The following is an 18,853-nucleotide window of genomic DNA, read 5'->3' as shown; positions in this document are numbered from 1 at the left end:
TCGACGAGGGAGGGCGCAAGGTGTACGATACGATAGCCGGCCGCAGGAGGCGGCTGGGGCTGGCCGCCTAGGCCGTCCGGAAAAACGTCCGCACCCCCCGCGCATCCAGCAAAAAGAGCAAAAGGAGATTCGTCCAGCAAAAAAGGAAGTTCGAGGCCAGAGCAGCGCATAGTCCTGCACCCGCTCGAGCTCTCGCTCACCGCATCACGAAAGGTGCCTGCCGCGTACGGAAGGCAGGCGCACAACCTAGAAAGGCGAAGAGGGAGGGAGGGCAGCCGACTCGTGCAGCGTCGGCTTAGAAAGGAAAATGCTGCTGGTGGAATTTGCTTACCTGGCGTCGCAACTTTCGATGGGCATCCGCATGAGCAGCCCTGCGCTTCCGACGCTTCTTTCCCGCACGGCCGGATACCCTATCGAGAAGAGCCGTGCATTCCGTCACATTCTGAAACTGGGAATTCGTCATCGTAGCTGTCTCGATGCCGTCAACCATAAGTCCATCCCGCTTGCGAGAATCGCGATCCTGCTGATCGGCGCTCGCATGGGCAGTACGCCCATTGTATTCAATGCCGAAATGCGCCTTGGGCCAGTAAAAATCGAGCACAACCCAATCGGTACGAGCAACCCGGCGCGCCTCCTCCGACAAGGCAACGGGGGCGTTGATGAGCGCTTCGGCAATACCGAGACCCCCGTAAACCTCCGCCGTAAACGCAATGGCGGCAAGCTCGGTTTCCATCACGGATCCCGATTTTGCCCGCACCTGCTTTGCAACCGCTCTCGCGAGCTTTGCACCCTTTGCACCATTCAGACGCGCTGCGTAGGCCATCAGGCGGTTCGGCGTGGTAAGAGGACGACGCACCAGCGGAACACTCTTTTGCGTTGATCGCGGATAGCACCCACAGAGCTCATAGCCAAGGGCAAGCAACTCACCGAAAGAAAGGCAGGAGGCCATTTGAACGAACACAAGCTCTGGCGAACAGACGAATAACCCCTCAGCGATGCGCACGAAAGACCCTCTTGGATAATTCAGGAGGCTGCGATGACGCTCAGCAAGCATCGAACTTTTCGTACCCTCTTTACCATCATGCAGGATATGCCATGGTTTCGCGCCAAGTCCGTCAGTGCAGTCTTTGAGGCAAAAGCGCAGTTCGGGCATCTCAGGCAGCTCGTCAAAAAGACTATGGATGTCGCATTCCCTTATAGCGCAATCTCGCAGCACCGCTGAAGTCTGATAGATGTTCGAAGGGAACAGATTGGCGTCCGCCACTTTCCCTGTACTGTGAAACTCCTGCAACGTGAGAGGGCGCAGGATAGACCATGCGCGCCAGAAGCGTAAGGCCGTGATATGGCTGAGGTATACTTTCATTGAGCGAACTTTAGCGTAATGCGGTTAATACTATCATCGCTTTTGAGAAACCTTACGAATCTCCCATTCATGATTGTTGCCCTCATCCTTAAAAAGCGTGGTGCCAAGCAGGGCAAGTCGTCACGGCAGCCCCGACGAGCAAGGCCGCTATGGCAGCCCAGGTAAGCAAACTCGTTTTTGGCTTATTACGGATATCCTTTGTATACCGCGGCCCAATGACTTGCCACGTCAACCGTTGGGGCTCTTTTGTGCAAGATTTTGCGATAGGGAGAGCCTCGGCGCGCCATTTGTGCAGGATTTTGCGATAGGGAGAGCCTGCAGCGACTGAAAGGGCGTGCATGGCTCTCCTAATCGCAAAATCCTGCATACTTTTGAGCAATGGCCGACATGGGGCAACAATGTCGGTGGCCAACTGCTAGGAATGCAGGAAACCGCTCGCTTCCATTTCGTCGAGCCAGGCGGCCACCTCGTCGCGGGACTGGGTGGGAGTCCCGTTGAAATAATGACGCAACGCATCGGCGATGCCCTCAGCGGAAAGGCCCGTGAGGGCCAAAGCGAGAATGGAGCCGCCCATCTTATTCATGGCAAAGCACTTGCCGTCGGCATCGTACAGCGAGACGCCCTGGCCGCTTCTCGCCAGATAGGCCCCAGGAGCGAGGGATCGCGTTTTCATGTCGCCCGTCCTTTCGGCAGCAGATAAAGCAGGACCGAGGACAGAAAGCTCTTGCGCCGATCACTACCAAGAAATAACGACAGTGTAACGGTGACTCCTTGTAAATAACCCCAGGTTAACAGCGATGCCGCGTTCTGTTGCCAAAGCGAAATCAATGAGCTATTCGCTTATAGAAGAACATAATCGAGCGAGCCTTATGATTCCGACGAGCAAAATCATTTTCGAAATCTCCCAAGTAAATGCCAGTTCGACCCCGCTTTGGCAAGAAGGGGAGACGATTGAGGGGCGAAAATGCCAGTTCGACCTCGCTTTGGTAAGAAACGGGACTGACACTCTTACCATTACGGGGTCGAACTGGCATTTACTGCGTTGTTCTCGAAAACAGGGCCTGTCGGTCGCCTTCGCCTTACGCGCAGGCTTCCACCACGGCGGCGATGGCCTCGGCGTGCGCTTGTGCGGCGGCCGGATCAACTGCCTCCACCATCACGCGCACCACCGGCTCGGTGCCACTCGGGCGCAGAAGCACGCGGCCGTCCTCGCCGAGCGCCTCCTCAGCGGCGGCCACGGCAGCGGCCACCTCGGCGCTGCCCTCCACAGCATGCTTGTCGTTCACGCGCACGTTAATCAGGGTCTGCGGCATCTTCTCCATGACCTGAATCGCCTCGGCCACGGGCTTGCCTGAGCGAATGACCGCCGCCAAGAACTGGCAGGCCGTCATGAGGCCGTCGCCCGTGGAGTTGTGATCGAGCAGAATCATGTGGCCAGACTGCTCGCCGCCAATGGAGTAGCCGTGCTCGCGCATAGCCTCCAGAACGTAGCGGTCGCCTACCTTGGTCTGCACCACATTAATGCCCATCTCTTTCATGGCACGCACGAAACCGAAGTTGCACATCACCGTGGACACAACCGTGTCACCGGCCAGCACGCCGCGCTCGCGCATATCGAGCGCGCAGACCGCTTCCACCATATCGCCGTCGATCTCGGTGCCATCGGGCGCCATGAGCATGACGCGATCGGCATCGCCATCATGCGCAATACCCACATCGGCACCCGTCTCGGCCATAAGCGCGCGCAGCGGCTCGAGATGAGTGGAGCCGCACCGCACGTTGATGTCCATGCCATCGAAATCATCGTTGATGACGATCACCTCGGCGCCCAACCGCCGCAGAGCCTCCGGGGACGTGAGCGAGGAAGCACCGTGGCCCGTATCCAAAGCGATGCGCAGGCCCTTGAAGGAAATGCCCTGATCCTCGATGGAACGAGCCGCGTGGTCGATGTAAATGTCGCAAGCGTTTTCCAGCGGAATGACCACGCCCACCTCGGCACCAGCAGGCATCTTGATTTCGGAAGCCAGATAGCTCGTCGCATCGGCGGGAGCATCGGGCGCAGCGGCTTGAGCGGCGCTCCAGGCGGCCTCCTCGGCGGCAGCGACCTCGCCTTCCAAGCCACCGTTGACGATGAAGGCCTCAATCTCGTCTTCCACGGCGTCGGGCAGCTTGAAGCCCTGAGCATCGAAGAACTTGATGCCGTTGTACTCCGGCGGATTGTGAGAGGCGGAGATGACCGCGCCGCCCGCCGCGCGCATCTCGCGCACGAGCAGGGCCACGCCCGGCGTGGGGATGATACCGGCCTCGAGCACGGTACCGCCCGCGCTCATGATGCCCGCGGAAAGGGCCGCGCCCAGCATGTCGCCGGAGCGGCGCGTGTCGCGACCCACAACGATGGTCTTGCCAAGGTAGATGGCGGCGGCCTGACCGAGGCGATAGGCCATCTCGCAGGTCAGCTCCACATTTGCGATGCCGCGCACGCCATCAGTTCCAAACAGTCGGGCCATGAAATCCTTCTTTCCTTCAACTCGGGGGCTCCCCCGAAGTTCTCCATATTGTTTCGCTCGCTCAGGCTGCCGCGAGATTCCCGTCTCTTCCCCGCACAAGACCTGTAGCTGAACGCTACTTTCCGCGGCGCACGAACTCGTCGTGCAAGCGAACGGCGCCGTGCGGCCGCTCTCCTTCGGTCATGCGATTGTTCAGCTCGGCAGCGAACTCGTCGAGCGTGATGCCGTAGCGCTCCAGCACGACGAGAAGATGATACACCACATCGGCGGCCTCGTAGCGCAAATGATCGACCGCCTCGCCGTACTCCGGGGGCAGCTGGACGGAAAGAGGAGCGCCGGCACCCTCATCGGCAGCTTCGGCGTCGGAGACCGCATCGCCAGCCCCGGCACTAGCAGCTTCCAGCGCCACGGCGGCCGCGAGCGAGGAGGTCGCCCAACCTTCCACATCCTTGGCGGCCAGAGCCACTTCCCCGGACTCTTCCATGACTTTCTTCAGCACATCGTCGACGCTGCCCGTCAGAAGCCGGTAGGTGTAGCTCGCCTCGTCGGCGTCGCGACGCGCGGCGATAGTGGCGGCGAGCGCCTCCAGCGTCGCGCCAATCTGCGAGGCCGGGACCGCCTCGCCTTCGGGGATGAACGTCTTGTTGACCATTGAATGCAGCACTTTCTCTCGGCAGCCACCATGATATTTCCCTCCATGATACCCAACCACAAAAAGCAGGGACGGCCCGAAAGCCGCCCCTGATAAAAATCACAGGTTTCGAATAGATGGCGCGAGCCGTGGGCCCCTACCGCCTTATGCTTCTTCTGGCTCCAAATCGTCCAAAGCCGGCGCGGCGGGTGCCTTCGCCTTGCCGCCGGAGCGCGTCGAGGCGAAGGCGTCGACGAAGGGAACAGGCTTGCCGCTGACGGCGCGGAAGGAAATGGCGCTCGTGGGGCACGCGTCGATGCAGTCGCCGCAGCGGGCGCAGTCGTGCAGGGGCAGCTCGCCCAAATCGGGATGACGCAGGTTCACATCGAAGGTGCAGGCCGTGGCGCAGCGGCTGCAGGCCGTACCCTTGGCTGTTTCCAGGCAGCGCTCGTTGTCGATGACCGGCATGCCCGTGCGGCTGAAGCGGGAGAAAAGGCTCATGAACGCCGAGATGGGGCAGAACCGGCCGCACCATTTGTGCAAGAATACCAGCTCAATGACAAGCATGGCCGGCACGAACAGAAGCGACCAGTTCAAGTCGCCCGCGCCGAACAGGCGCACCAGCAAGGCCACCGCTGCGAAAGTGAGGCCCACGGGGCACACGAGGCAGAACACGGGGAACCCGAACACAGCCGTCGTCAGCAGCGCACCGCCGAGCACCGCATGGCGCGAGTCGAAAGGCGCGTTGCGCTTGGCGTGGCAGGCTCCGCAGGCGGCGCAGTCGTGAGTCGCCGACGCCTCTTTCAGCGCTGCGATCTCCTCGGCGGCGAGGGCCTGGTTCGCTTGAGAGAGGGCCTCCACCTCCTGCTCGCGCGTTTTCACGGGCTTGAAGAACTCCTTCACTCGGCGCCACAGGGTCACGGGGCAGATCCAGCCGCAGAACAGGCGGCCCAAAAGCAGCACGAGGGCGATGGCCACCACGATGCTCAGCACCGCACGCGGGATGAGGGTCTTGGCCGCCACCATGGATAGCAGCGCGCCCACCGGGCACAGAACCGCGATGTCGTTCGCCCCGAATCCGCACCAGGTTCCCGTGGCCACGCCGGCAATAAAGCAGACGGCCAGCGCCGCAAAAGCCACCGCGGCCACCGCAGTGCGCGCATTCTTGAACTTCATGACGACCCCCTACCCTTCCAGCGGCTTCACGACAATGGCACGCTCCGAGGCGTTCATGGTGGAGCCGGCCTGGGCCGACACGCACACGGCCTCGCAGGCGCCGCAACCGTTGCACTTCTCGGCATCCACCACGGGCAGCCGCGTGTCCAGGGCATCCGTCGCATCGGCGTTCTGGTAGTAGATGGCCGCATTCTCCTCGCCACGCACCTGGATGCACACGTCGTGGCAGAAAGCGCAGAAGCTGCTGCGGTAGGCGATGCACGTTTCGGTATTCAGTACCGCCACGCCAATGACCTCGGTTTCGGGTGCGTAATCGACCGGCAGCTGCAAAGCCCCGGAAGGGCACACAGCCGCGCAGAGGGGCACGCCTCCGTTGCGCTCGGCGCAGAAATCACAGTAGCGGAAATCGTCCAGCTGACCGGGGTAGCAGTCGGAGAACTCCATGCGCGGCGTGCGCATATTCAGCACGCCCGCATCAAGAGAGGCAGCCACGATCACCTTCTCGGGGCACGCCTCGATGCAGCGGTAGCAGTGCACGCAGCGGGACACCAGGTTCTCCTCGTCCTGTCCTCCCGGCGGTCGCACGAGCGGCTCGCTGCCCACATAGCGCAGCGCCCCCAGCCCGGCCATGGCCACGGTAGCGCCCACGCCAATACACAACGTCCGCCGCGTCAACGGATTTCCACCAGCCATGCTCATCCTCCTCTCTCGGACTTATCAACAGGAATGGGAGCGACCGATCAACCAGCCGCCCCCATTCCCGGCGCTTCTAGGAAAGCGCGCTCGTCTCCACCCAGATGGCGGGACGCACGCCAATGTTGCCGCCGAGCGTGCTCTTAAGCTCGCTTCCGTGGTCGTCGAAGCCGTCGTGCAGCTCGCCGGCCATGCGGTAGCCGTCGCCGTGCACGTAGCCGTCGTCGGTCACCACCGAGGCGTAGCCGGCGTAGTAGCCGTTGGAGCGCAGCCACCAGGCCGCCGCGCCGTCGGGCTGCTCGTCGTTGCTCGCCACGCCCACGTAGACGCCCTGCTTCACGGCATAGTCGGTGGGATGGGCCACGCGAGCCGCGTTGTTGGCGAAGTACTGCTTCGCCTCGGCCAGGCTCAGCAGGAAGACCTGGTCAGTCGTCTCTTCGGCCGCATGCACCGAAGGGTCCGCCGCCGTGGCCGCCGTATGGGACACGTTGTTCTTCGTATCGGCGAGCGTCGTGGCAGCGATGGCGCCCTTCTCATCGGCGCTGAAGGCCGCATTCAAAAACTCGCCGTTCAGCCACGTGCGAATCGAGCTCGTCGCCCATTCCACGTCCTTCTGGGGGCGCGGCGACTGCACCGACCACTGGTACGGCTCGGCCGTGTTGTCGTAGGGCACGGCATCCAGCACCGACTCGCTGATGAGCAGCGTCTTGCCGTTCTCCTCGGCAAGCGCAAGCCACGTGATGTCCTGACCCTGGTAGCTGCCGAAAGTGACCGTATCGAAGCTCTGCTCGTCGGCGGACTCGGCACCGGTATAGGCCAGTTGGGTGTTGTCGCCCTTGGAAGGGTCGCTCACCGGCGCGCTTTCCGTAGCGCATCCGGCGAGGCCAAGTGCGAGCGCTCCGGCGGCAAGCGCCAGGCCAGCCCGCTTGTATATTCCTCGCATGAGAACCTCCTTGTCTCATTTCTCGAAGGGCGGGGAGGCGCACGCGCACGCGGCCTCCCCGAAGCCCGCTAGTACAGCATGAACAGGGTCTCGCCCATGGTGTACATCATGATGCGCAAAGCCACGGCACACACCAAACCGGCGATGGCGACCACCGCGCCCCACACCTTCCACGCTCCCTGCTTCTTGCCCAAAAGCGCGCCGACGAGGGCGACCACCAGGGCGATGACCGCCACCACAAGGGCCGCCAGCGAGTCGCCCGTGAACAGCGACACATTGGCCGGGTTGGCCATAGCCACGTTCGGGTGCGTCGGATCGAAGTAGTACTGGAAGGACTGGAAGGTGGCGCTCGAGGCCTCCATGGCGAACATGTAGGCCGCCGAGAGCACGGCGTTTACCGCTGCGCCGATGACCGCGAGAAGCCCGATACCCTCGATTTCAATGCCACGCGCGGCGCCGATGAAGGCCACGGTGGCCGGGCCCATGACGCAGGCGCCGCCGAGCAGCGACAGCAGCTGCAGCACCGTGTCCCAAGCGGGCAGCGACGGCATCATGTAGCTGTGGCCCATGGCCACGATGAGCACGAGCACGAGCACGATACCCACCACGGCGAGCCACTGCGGCACCGTGTTGTCCTCGGAGCGGCGCAGCATCAGGAAGAACAGCACCATAGCCACCGCCAGAAGCACAATGGCGATGAGCTCCTGGGTGATACCCGAAGTGATATGCCCGAACCCATTGAACAGGTTGAACGGATGGGTCAGATGGAACACGACGGCGATGCCGCCCACCACGAGCACCGCGGCCGAGCAAATGAGCGCCGGCAGCTGCACCGCACCACCGCGCTTCTGCAGCGCGAGAATGCACTGGGTGCCGAAGATACCTGCGGCCCAGGCCAGAAAGCTCGTGAAGATAACGAGCGGGATTTGAATCTCCATGGGCTACTCGACCCCCTGCCACTTGATATTGCGCATGATGTAGAACATGCTCGGTCCGTTGCCCACGTCGGTGAGCTTGTACACCTGATCCTCGGTGAAGTCGTTCACGAAGTCGCCCAACCGCTCGCCGCGCGGGCCCTCGAAGGACTCGATACCCTGCTCGGCATCGCCGTACCAGCGGGCCATGCCGCAGCACTGGCTCACGCACTGGGGCAGCTCGCCCTGAGCCGTGCGCTGCTGGCACAGCGTGCACTTCTCCACGACGCCCTCCTCCTCGTTGAGGTAGCGCACGCCGTAGGGGCAGCTCATGACGCAGAACTGGCAGCCGATGCACTTCGACTTGTCAATCTGAATGGTGCCGTCGGGCAGCTTGTGCGACGCCTCGGTGGGACACACCGACACGCACTGGGGGTTCTCGCAGTGCTGGCACTGCACGTTCAAAAAGTAGGTTTCGACATCCGGGTACTGACCGGAGCCGCCCTCCTTGGGGGTGGGGCCCACGCGCAGGGTCTTGTTCCAGAAGTTGCCGATGGGCACGCCGTTGACCACTTTGCAGGACACGCTGCAAGCGAGGCATCCCACACACCGGTCGAGGTCGGTGCAAATAGCAAGCTGTGTCATTTCTCCCACTCCTTTCTCTTACGCGTCGAACTTGTCGGGGTGAATGCCCTCGGCGCCGATGGCCCACAGCTTCAGGCGCGGATCGGACGAGTCGTGGATGATCTCGGTGCCGTCGTTGCCGCAGGGCACGGGGTTGCCGAAGGGGCTGTTCTCGGGCGTGGCCTTGTACACCTTCACCGGATAGCCGCGCACCGTGGACGAGCCGTTGTACTTGTCCTGGGCCGTGCGGTCGACGATGCAGTTGATGCAGGACAGTTTGAAGCCCTTGTCGGCCTGGGCCAGCTCCGGGTACCACCACTGGTGCTCGCAGTTAATGGTGCCGGGCGCGATGCCGTAGTAGAGGTCCACGGTCTGGCGCACCTTGCCCCAGGGGCTCTCGATCCAGGCCCAATCGCCCTGCTCCAGACCGAGCTCGGCGGCCGTCTCAGGGTTGATCTCCATGCGGGGCACCGGCCACAGCTCGCGGCACCACGGCAGCTGGCGATGCTCGCTGTGGAAGTACACGGGGATGCGACGGCCGGTGATGCAGAGGATCGGGTACTCCTCGTAGGTTTCCGCGTCGCGCACCCGGGAGTGGATGCCCTCCACGTAGTAGGGCAGAGCCTCGGTGTGGAAGCCCGGCGTCACCTCGGGGCCGTCGGAGCCCTCAGGGAAGTGGGACTCGATGGTGGTGGCCCACAGCTCGTGCTTCATGGTCGGCGTGGGGAAGCCGGGAATGTTGATGTCCAGCTTCGTCGGCTGCTGATGCGGCGCCTTGCGGTAGGCCTGGCCGATCTCGTAGCGGCGGTAGGAGCCCCAGTCGTCCGGGAACACTTCCTTCATGTTCCAGGTGCCGTGCTCCTGGTAGGCGGCCACGAAGTCGTCCCAGGAGTCATAGGGAGCGCAGCCGCCGCCGTGCTCGGCATCGAGGGCGAGGCTCCTGCCAGCTACAACAGCCTGAACGATACGAACTACCTGGAGCAATTGGTGGAAGGCGATGCCGACATCTTGCTGGCCTATGCCGAACTGGACAAGCTCGATAATTTGGGACTTGCCTACATTCCGCTCATTCGTTCGCCCTTCGTTGCCATGGTCTCTATGGACAGCCCCCTGGCCTCTATGAAGTCGGTGACCATGGACGATCTGCGCAGCTACCGCTTCGTGAAATTCGCCGACGGCTATTCCTTGTCGGGCTGGACCAACATCGAACGCGTCTGCCAAGAGCACGGCTACACGCCCCGCACCCGGGCGGTACTCGGGCGCACCTACATGAACTACTGCGCTATTCCGCTGGGCGTGGAAGACGTCATGATCCTGCAGGCATCCATGCCCCAGCTGCGCTACCTGTCGGATTTCTCCCGCATGACGGTGCTCCCCGTAACCGACGACGATGCGGCCTTCCGGCTGTACGCCATCTACAAGAAGGACAACTACGAACGCGTGCGGCCGGCCCTGGACGCTTACACCCGCGCCCGCAAGATCATCCTCAACCATGGCAAAGGCGGCACCCTGGTCGACAGCGAGTAGCCGCGCGCAAGGGAAAGCTGCGCTCAATGGCCAAATTCCGAATGCCAGCTGCAAGTTCGAAGAGCTTGAAGCGACGTTTTGGTCAATTATCGGTCGTTAGCTGCAAACCGAAAAGGCGGCTTGCTTTGTACCAATATTCGTCGACGCACTGACCTGGGAATATTTTCCGAGCAGCCAGCCTGATTTCGTCGCTATAGCCTCCATGGTCAAAAACAGGTACCTAGCTGCCAGCTGGCAGCTACTTTTTGGCCATTTGGCGCCCCGCGGGAACAGCAAACACAAAAAAGGGGCGGCCCGAAGGTCGCCCCAATAGAAAACTCCCGAGTTCGTCCAAGGAAGTCAGTGATGCTTCGCAAGGACAGGCGAAACCAATTTACTCCTCGCCGTCTTCCATGGCCTGGTTGGAAGCCGCTTCGTCCTCGGCACTGGTGAAGCCGAAGCCGAGGGAGCTCAAGCCGCCCATGTTACCGAGCAGCGCGTCCAGCTCTTCAAGGTTGCGCTGGTAGGAGCGCGGAGGCAGCGCCTCGCCGAGCATCTCCTCGCCGTCGGTGTTGAACGTCGGGGGCTCGTCGCCGCCGATGAGGATGGTGTCGTCAGGCGAGAACACCATGTCCAAGAGCTGGCTCATGTCGTCGGAGGAAGCCGCCAGGTCGTCCTCGATGACGTGCATGAGGTCGCGGGCCGCCAAGCCCTCCTTCAGCTCCTCGATGGCCTTCACGCCGATGCCCTCGATGCGCAGCAGATCCTCCTCGGTATGACCCAGCAGGTCGGCCACGGTCTCGATGCCCGCCTCGGAGAACTTGTTCGCCCAGCGCTGGGACACGCCCAGATCGTCGTAGATGTACAGGCGCGCGTCCTCGTCGGACAGGTTGTGGCCGCGGTGCCCCGAAAGAGCGCTGTAGTAGCCACCGAACGAGCCCGAGGAGTTGAAGTAGCCGTCGCTGTCGAGCGACCAATCCTGAGGCTGGGGCAGCAGATCCTCGATCTCGCGCAGCGCATCCGGCGCGAAGTCGGGCAGCGCGTCCCCGGTGACCTTCTCCACCGGACGGCCCTTGTAGGTGAGACCCACATCGCGGTAGCGACGCAGACCCGTGCCGGCGGGAATGGGCTTGCCGATGATGACGTTCTCCTTCAGGCTGGCCAAGTGATCGGTCTTGCCCTCGATGGCGGCGTCGGTGAGCACCTTGGTGGTCTCCTGGAACGACGCGGCGGACAGCCACGAATCCGTTGCCAGCGACGCCTTGGTGATGCCGAGCAGCAGCGGCTGGCCCACCGGCGGCTCCTTGCCCTCGGCGATCAGCTCGTTGGCCACCTTCTCGAACTCGAAGCGGTTCACCTGACGGCCCGGCAGGAAGTCGGAGTCGCCGGCATCAAGCACGGCCACCTTGCGCAGCATCTGGCGCGCGATGACCTCGATGTGCTTGTCGTTGATATCCACGCCCTGGGACACGTACACGTCCTGAACCTGGCCCACGATGTAGCGCAGCGTCGTGTTCGGATCAGTGAGGCGCAAAAGGTCGTGGGGGTTCACGGAACCCTTGGTCAGCTGCTGGCCCACGCGCACCTCGCACCCGTCAAACACGCCCGGCAGAAGCTGGGCACGGGCGCTCACCACGTACTCGCGGTAGTTGCCCTCCTGGTCGTGGATGGTGATGGTCTTCGACATCTTGTCGCCGGTGACCTGCATGGTGCCGGAGATTTCCGCGAGCACCGCCTGGCCCTTGGGCTTGCGGGCCTCGAACAGCTCCTGAACACGGGGCAGACCATGGGTGATGTCCTCGCCGGCAACGCCGCCGGTGTGGAACGTACGCATCGTCAGCTGGGTGCCGGGCTCGCCGATGGACTGGGCGGCGATGATGCCCACCGCCGTGCCGATGTTCACCGGACGGGCAGTGGCCAGATCCCACCCGTAGCACTTCTGGCAGACGCCGTGCTCGGCATGGCAGGTCATGATCGTACGGATCGTGACCTCCTCGATGCCGGCGGCATCAATCTCGCGCAGCTGAGCCATGGAGTGCAAGTAGGTACCGGCCTCGGCGAGGATCTCGCCGGTCTCGGGCGCCACCACATCTTCCAGAAGGCAGCGGCCGATGAGGTTCTCGTCCACCTCGTTCTTCTCGTTGCGCACGCGGTAGGGCACGCCCTCGGTGGTGCCGCAGTCGATCTCGCGGATGATGACGTCCTGGGCCACGTCCACCAGACGACGGGTCAGGTAACCCGAGTCGGCGGTACGAAGCGCCGTGTCGGCCAGGCCCTTGCGGGCGCCATGGGTGGAAATGAAGTATTCCAGAACGGACAGACCCTCGCGGAAGTTCGCCTTAATCGGACGGTCGATGATCTCGCCCTTCGGGTCGGACATAAGGCCGCGCATACCGGCGAGCTGGCGAATCTGCTTGATGTTGCCTCGGGCGCCGGAGAAGGCCATCATGTAGATGGGGTTGAACTTGTCGAAGTTCTCCGCCATGGCCTCGCCGACTTCCTCGTTGGCATCGTTCCAGATGTCGACGACCTGCTTGTGGCGCTCCTCGTTGGACATGAGGCCCATCTCGTAGTCCTCGTCGATGGCGGCGACGCGCTCATCGGCCTGGGCGAGAATGGCCGGCTTGGAGGGCGGGATGGTGGCGTCGTACACCGACACGGTAACACCGGCGCGGGTGGCGTAGTGGAAACCGGCGTCCTTCAGACCGTCGAGAATCGGCGGCACCTCGGACAGATCGTAGGTGTTGGTGACGTCCTCGACCAGGCGGCTGATCTCCTTCTTGTTCATCTCATAGTTCAGGAAGGGATAGTCCGGCGGCAGCACATCGTTGAAGATGATGCGGCCGACCGAGGTCTCGATGCGCTCGCCTTCCTTGTGGTCCTCGAACACGCCGAAGGCGGTGGCCACCTTCGTGTTGTAGGGCAGACGCACCTGGATCTTGGCCTGCAGGTCCAGATCGGCGCGGGCGTCGTAGGCGTTCAGGGCGTCATCGAAATCGATGAACATGCGACCCTCGCCGGGGAAGCCGTCGCGCATGGCCGTCAGGTAGTACAGGCCGATGATCATGTCCTGGGTCGGCACGGTCAGCGGATGGCCGTGGGCCGGGGACTTGATGTTGTTAGAGGACAGCATCAGCACGCGGGCCTCGGCCTGAGCCTCGGCGCCCAGCGGCACGTGCACAGCCATCTGGTCGCCGTCGAAGTCGGCGTTGAAGGCGGTGCAGACGAGCGGATGCAGCTTGATGGCCTTGCCCTCGACGAGCACCGGCTCGAAGGCCTGGATGCCCAGACGGTGCAGGGTTGGTGCGCGGTTCAGCAGCACCGGATGGTCGACGATGACCTCTTCCAGCACGTCCCACACGTAGCTGGCACCACGATCGACGGCACGCTTGGCGGCCTTGATGTTGGCGGCATACTCAAGCTCGACCAGGCGCTTCATGACGAAGGGCTTGAACAGCTCCAGCGCCATCTGCTGAGGCAGACCGCACTGGTGCAGCTTCAGCGACGGGCCGACGACGATAACGGAACGGCCGGAGTAGTCGACGCGCTTGCCGAGCAGGTTCTGGCGGAAGCGGCCCTGCTTGCCCTTGAGCATATCGGAGATGGACTTCAGCGGACGGTTGCCGGGGCCGGTCACGGGGCGACCGCGACGGCCGTTGTCGAACAGCGAGTCCACGGCCTCCTGCAGCATGCGCTTCTCGTTGTTGATGATGATCTCGGGAGCACCGAGGTCGAGCAGGCGCTTCAGGCGGTTGTTGCGGTTGATGACGCGGCGGTACAGATCGTTCAGATCCGACGTGGCGAAGCGGCCGCCGTCGAGCTGCACCATGGGGCGCAGATCGGGCGGAATGACCGGGATGACGTCCAGGATCATGTCGGAAGGCTTGTTGTCCGACTTGAGGAACGCATCCACCACCTTCAGGCGCTTCACGGCCTTGGCGCGCTTCTGGCCCTTGCCCGTGGCGATGACCTCGCGCAGCTCTTCAGAGGTCGCCTCCAGATCCATGGCGTCCAGAAGGTCGCGCACCGACTCGGCGCCCATGCCGCCGGTGAAGTAGTCGCGGTAGTTCGCGCGCATCTCGCGGTAGAGGGCCTCGTCGCCGATGAGCTGCTTCGGCTCGATCTTCAGGAAGGCGTCGAACGCGTCCTGGCGCAGGGCCTTGCGCTCGTTGAACTCCTCGTAGATGTCGGCGATCTCCTCTTCCACCTCTTCGGGGGTGAGGCGCTCGTCGTCATCGAGATCGTCGACGAAGTCGTCCTCCTCCGGCACGTAGTCGGTGGACAGCTTGCGGGTGGCCTCGATAAGGCGGTCGCGCTCGGCGTCCAGCTCTTCCATATCGGCGGCAAGCTCGTCGCGCAAGTCGTCGATGTCCTCCTCGCGGGCCTCTTTATCCACCGAGGTGATGATGGAGCTGGCGAAGTACAGAACCTTCTCAAGCTCCTTCGGCGGAATGTCCAGAAGGTAGCCCAGACGCGACGGGGAGCCCTTGAAGTACCAGATGTGGCTCACGGGCGCGGCCAGCTCGATGTGGCCCATGCGCTCGCGGCGCACCTTGGAGCGGGTGACCTCCACGCCGCAGCGCTCGCAGACGATGCCCTTGAAGCGAACGCGCTTGTACTTGCCGCAGGCGCACTCCCAGTCCTTGGTGGGACCGAAGATCTTCTCGCAGTACAGGCCGTCCTTCTCGGGCTTCAAGGTACGGTAGTTGATGGTCTCGGGCTTCTTCACCTCGCCGCGAGACCAGCTGCGCACGTCCTCGGCGGAAGCGAGCGAAATGCGCAGGGCGTCGAAGTTGTTGACGTCGAATTCCGTCATGGGGTTAGGCCTCCTCTCCGCCACCGATGAGGTCGGTGTTCAGGTCGGACTCAAGACCGCTCATCAGGTCGCCCAGCTCGGCAGCCAGGGCATCGATGGCGTTGGCCTCTTCGTCTTCGGTCTTCTTGGCATCAGCGGCGAGCGCGGCGTAAAGCGCCTGGTCGGCACTGTAGTCCTCGATCTCGTCCTCGCTGATGGGTTGCATATCGTGGCCCTCGAGCTCGACGTTCAAGCACAGGGACTTCATTTCCTTCACGAGCACCTTGAAGGACTCGGGCACCTCCGGCGCCGGGATGTTCTCGCCCTTCACGATGGCCTCGTAGCTCTTCACGCGGCCCGACGTGTCGTCGGACTTCACCGTGAGGATCTCCTGCAGCACGTTGGAGGCGCCGTAGGCGTACAGCGCCCACACCTCCATCTCGCCGAAGCGCTGACCGCCGAACTGGGCCTTGCCGCCGAGGGGCTGCTGGGTGATGAGGCTGTAGGGGCCGGTCGAGCGGGCGTGAATCTTGTCGTCCACCATGTGGCCGAGCTTCAGGATGTAGGTCTGGCCGACGGTGATGGGCTCGCGGAACTTCTCACCGGTGCGGCCGTCGTACAGCCACGTCTTGCCGGTGCGCGTCAGCTGGGGCACCAGCTCGTCGCGGGCCATGTCGCCGTACTTCGCATGGTTCATGTTGATGAGGTTACGGTTCGCCTTCTCGATGGCGTCCGAGATCTCTTCCTCGGTGGCGCCGTCGAACACGGGCGTGGCCACGTACATCGGGCCCTCCACGACCTCGTCGGTTTCCTCGGCGTCCGACCAGCCCCACTTGGCGGCCCAGCCGAGGTGGTTCTCGAGCAGCTGGCCGACGTTCATACGGGACGGAACGCCCAGGGGGTTCAGGATGACGTCGATCGGGGTGCCGTCGGCGAGGTAGGGCATGTCCTCGACCGGCAGCACGCGGGAGATAACGCCCTTGTTGCCGTGACGGCCGGACAGCTTGTCGCCCTGCTGCACCTTGCGCTTCTGAGCGACGTAGATGCGCACGAGCTCGTTCACGCCGGGGGCCAGATCATCGCCAGCCTCGCGGGAGGAGCGGTAGATGCCGATGACGCGGCCGCCGGAGCCGTGGGGCACCTTGAGGCTCGTATCGCGCACCTCGCGGGCCTTCTCGCCGAAGATGGCGCGAAGCAAGCGCTCCTCGGCGGTGAGCTCGGTCTCGCCCTTCGGGGTGACCTTGCCCACCAGCACGTCTCCCGGGAACACCTCGGCGCCCACGCGGATGATGCCGTCGGCGTCCAAATCGGAAATCATGTCCTCGGAGATGTTGGGGATCTCGCGGGTGATCTCCTCGGGGCCCAGCTTCGTGTCGCGGGCGTCCACCTCGTACTCGGAGATGTGGATGGAGGTCAGCAGGTCCTCGGCCACGACGCGCTCGGACACGATGATAGCGTCCTCGTAGTTGTAGCCTTCCCACGGCATGTAGGCGATCATAAGGTTCTGGCCGAGCGCCAGCTCGCCGCCATCGCAGGACGGGCCGTCGGCCAGCACGTCGCCGGCCTGCACCTCGTCGCCCTTGCGGACGATGGGACGGTGGTTGATACAACCGGACTGGTTGGAGCGCTGGAACTTCGGAATGAGGTACTCGTCGTACTCGCCGTCGTCGTTCAGGATGATGATGGTCTGGCCGTCAACGTAATCGACCACGCCGGGGCGCTGGGCCACGAGGATCTCGCCGGAGTCCACCGCGATGCGGTGCTCGATGCCAGTACCCACGAGCGGGGCGCTCGGACGCAGCAGCGGCACAGCCTGGCGCTGCATGTTCGAGCCCATGAGGGCGCGGTTGGCGTCGTCGTGCTCGAGGAACGGAATGAGCGAGGTAGCCACGGAGGTCATCTGGCGCGGCGACACGTCCATGTAGTTGACCATCTCCGGCGGCACGTCCATGGCCTCGCCGAACACGCCGTTGGTGTCGGTGGTACGGGCGAGCACGCGGGCGGACTTGTGGAAGACGCCGTCCTCGTCGGTGTAGCCGAACTCGCGGGTTTCCAGATCGAACAAGTCGTTGGCCTGGGCGATGGTGAAGTTCTCTTCCTCATCGGCGGTCAGGTAGTCGATCTCGTCGGTCACCTTGCCGTCGATCACGCGGCGGTAGGGCGTCTCGATGAAGCCGTAAGGATTGATGCGGCCATAGGTGGCCAGAGAGCCGATAAGGCCGATGTTCGGGCCTTCAGGCGTCTCGATGGGGCACATGCGGCCGTAGTGGGAGGTGTGGACGTCGCGCACCTCGAAGCCGGCGCGCTCGCGGGACAGACCGCCCGGGCCCAGAGCCGACAGACGGCGCTTGTGCGTAATGCCGGCGGCGGGGTTGGACTGATCCATGAACTGCGAGAGCTGGGAGCTTCCGAAGAACTCCTTGATGGCGGCCACGATGGGGCGGATGTTCACGAGCGACTGCGGCGTGATCTCGTCGGGCTCCTGCATGGACATGCGCTCGCGCACCACGCGCTCCATACGCGACAATCCGATGCGGAACTGGTTCTGGATCAGCTCGCCCACGGAACGGATGCGGCGGTTGCCGAAGTGGTCGATGTCGTCGGTGACGAAGCCCTCGTCGCCGTTGTGCAGACCGATGATGTAGCGCATCGTGCGGATGATGTCCTCATTGGTCAGCGTGGAGGAATCGTTCTCCTCGGGGGTGAAGCCGAGCTTCTTGTCCATCTTGTAGCGACCGACCTTGGCCAGGTCATAGCGCTGCGGGTTGAAGAACAGGCCGTCGAGCAGCGTGCGGGCGGAATCGATCGTCGGCGGCTCGCCGGGACGGAAGCGCTTGTACAGCTCGATGAGCGACTCTTCCTTGGTGGTGGCGGGGTCGCGGTCGAGCGTGCGCAGCACCATCTCGGAGGAGCCCAGAAGCTCGATGATCTCCTCGCGGGTCTCGGCCAGGCCGAGGGCGCGCACGAGCAGGGTGGCCGGCTGCTTGCGCTTGCGGTCGATGCGCACGGAGAGCAGGTCGCGCTTGTCGGTTTCGAACTCGAGCCACGCACCGCGGGAAGGGATGACCTTCGCGTTGTAGATGGTCTTGTCGGAGGTCTTGTCGCGCTCGGAGGCGAAGTACACGCCCGGGGAGCGCACGAGCTGGGAGACGACCACGCGCTCGGTGCCGTTGATGATGAAGGTGCCGCGCGGCGTCATGAGCGGGAAGTCGCCCATGAACACCTCCTGCTCCTTGATCTCGCCGGTCTCACGGTTGATGAAGCGGATCTCCACAAAGAGCGGCGCCTGGTAGGTGACGTCCTTCTCCTTGCATTCGTCCACCGTGTACTTGGGCTCGCCGAACTCGTGCTTACCGAATTCGACGCACATGTCGCCGGTGTTGTTCTCAATCGGGCACACATCGGCGAACGCCTGGGCCAAGCCCTCGTTCTTGAACCAGTCGAAGCTTTCCGTCTGGATAGCGATCAGGTTCGGGACGTCCATGACGTCGGGAATCTTCGCGAAGCTTCGGCGATCCCTGTAAAGGCTGGTGGGAGCGGATTTCTTATCCATTGCCACGAGGCTGTTCCTCCTTCACGTCCATCGCAAATCTGCAAAAAAGTTGCAATTCGCTAAAATACTACGGCGTGAAGACCAAGTCAAGAAAAATTTTTACAAGCCATGGAAATTTTCTGGAAAATAGGGCTGGAACAGGACTTTG

13 protein-coding genes are annotated in these 18,853 nt (G+C 63.1%); 1 reads left to right on the top strand and 12 read right to left on the bottom strand.

All coding sequences use genetic code 11. The annotated features are described in order from the left end of the window. Positions 1 to 295: 295 nt before the first annotated feature. The 10 genes from ACW4QM_RS08790 to ACW4QM_RS08745 form a co-directional block, all read right to left on the bottom strand. Positions 296 to 1,363 carry a hypothetical protein gene (locus ACW4QM_RS08790; RefSeq protein WP_147270612.1) on the bottom strand — a complete coding sequence of 356 codons (1,068 nt, stop codon included), beginning with the start codon at positions 1,361 to 1,363 and terminating at the stop codon, positions 296 to 298. Positions 1,364 to 1,778: 415 nt separating this feature from the next. Then, complete coding sequence (locus ACW4QM_RS08785) at positions 1,779 to 2,036, bottom strand: PqqD family protein (protein ID WP_161127954.1); 258 nt, start codon at positions 2,034 to 2,036, stop codon at positions 1,779 to 1,781. 406 nt (positions 2,037 to 2,442) lie between these two features. Next, on the bottom strand, positions 2,443 to 3,870 hold the full coding sequence (locus ACW4QM_RS08780) for a phosphoglucosamine mutase (protein ID WP_237974369.1): 1,428 nt from the start codon (positions 3,868 to 3,870) through the stop codon (positions 2,443 to 2,445). A gap of 115 nt (positions 3,871 to 3,985) precedes the next feature. Further along, entirely contained in the window at positions 3,986 to 4,522 is a 537-nt protein-coding gene (locus ACW4QM_RS08775) for a phosphoribosyl-ATP pyrophosphatase (protein WP_237974368.1), read from the bottom strand. A 144-nt stretch (positions 4,523 to 4,666) separates the two neighbouring features. Further along, a complete protein-coding gene (locus ACW4QM_RS08770; protein WP_455798374.1) occupies positions 4,667 to 5,677 on the bottom strand; it encodes a 4Fe-4S binding protein in 1,011 nt (336 codons plus the stop codon). A 9-nt stretch (positions 5,678 to 5,686) separates the two neighbouring features. Further along, on the bottom strand, positions 5,687 to 6,370 hold the full coding sequence (locus tag ACW4QM_RS08765) for a 4Fe-4S dicluster domain-containing protein (RefSeq protein WP_232325697.1): 684 nt from the start codon (positions 6,368 to 6,370) through the stop codon (positions 5,687 to 5,689). Between the two features lie 76 nt (positions 6,371 to 6,446). Then, positions 6,447 to 7,313, bottom strand: a complete 867-nt coding sequence (locus ACW4QM_RS08760; RefSeq protein ID WP_114548184.1) for a DUF6273 domain-containing protein — start codon at positions 7,311 to 7,313, stop codon at positions 6,447 to 6,449. Positions 7,314 to 7,381: 68 nt separating this feature from the next. Further along, complete coding sequence (locus ACW4QM_RS08755; protein WP_227069759.1) at positions 7,382 to 8,251, bottom strand: DUF4064 domain-containing protein; 870 nt, start codon at positions 8,249 to 8,251, stop codon at positions 7,382 to 7,384. A 3-nt stretch (positions 8,252 to 8,254) separates the two neighbouring features. Beyond that, on the bottom strand, positions 8,255 to 8,872 hold the full coding sequence (locus ACW4QM_RS08750) for a 4Fe-4S dicluster domain-containing protein (RefSeq protein ID WP_288220041.1): 618 nt from the start codon (positions 8,870 to 8,872) through the stop codon (positions 8,255 to 8,257). A gap of 18 nt (positions 8,873 to 8,890) precedes the next feature. Then, positions 8,891 to 9,727, bottom strand: coding sequence for a molybdopterin dinucleotide binding domain-containing protein (locus ACW4QM_RS08745; protein WP_412668682.1), 837 nt, complete (start codon positions 9,725 to 9,727; stop codon positions 8,891 to 8,893). A gap of 39 nt (positions 9,728 to 9,766) precedes the next feature. Here ACW4QM_RS08745 and ACW4QM_RS08740 point away from each other — a divergent pair, with 39 nt between their 5' ends. After that, a complete protein-coding gene (locus ACW4QM_RS08740) occupies positions 9,767 to 10,378 on the top strand; it encodes a LysR family transcriptional regulator substrate-binding protein (RefSeq protein ID WP_181815481.1) in 612 nt (203 codons plus the stop codon). Between the two features lie 373 nt (positions 10,379 to 10,751). Here the strand turns inward: ACW4QM_RS08740 and ACW4QM_RS08735 are convergent, their stop codons facing one another. After that, positions 10,752 to 15,173 (bottom strand): DNA-directed RNA polymerase subunit beta', encoded by a 4,422-nt coding sequence (locus ACW4QM_RS08735; protein WP_114548188.1) that lies wholly within the window; start codon positions 15,171 to 15,173, stop codon positions 10,752 to 10,754. A 4-nt stretch (positions 15,174 to 15,177) separates the two neighbouring features. Next, positions 15,178 to 18,705: a DNA-directed RNA polymerase subunit beta gene (gene rpoB / locus ACW4QM_RS08730; RefSeq protein ID WP_114538749.1), complete on the bottom strand. Its 3,528-nt coding sequence runs from the start codon at positions 18,703 to 18,705 to the stop codon at positions 15,178 to 15,180. Positions 18,706 to 18,853 lie beyond the last annotated feature (148 nt).

Source organism: Adlercreutzia sp. CNCM I-6207 (assembly GCF_977072305.1).
Note: the sequence above shows the minus strand (reverse complement) of the source record. Positions and strands in the feature narration are given on the sequence as shown.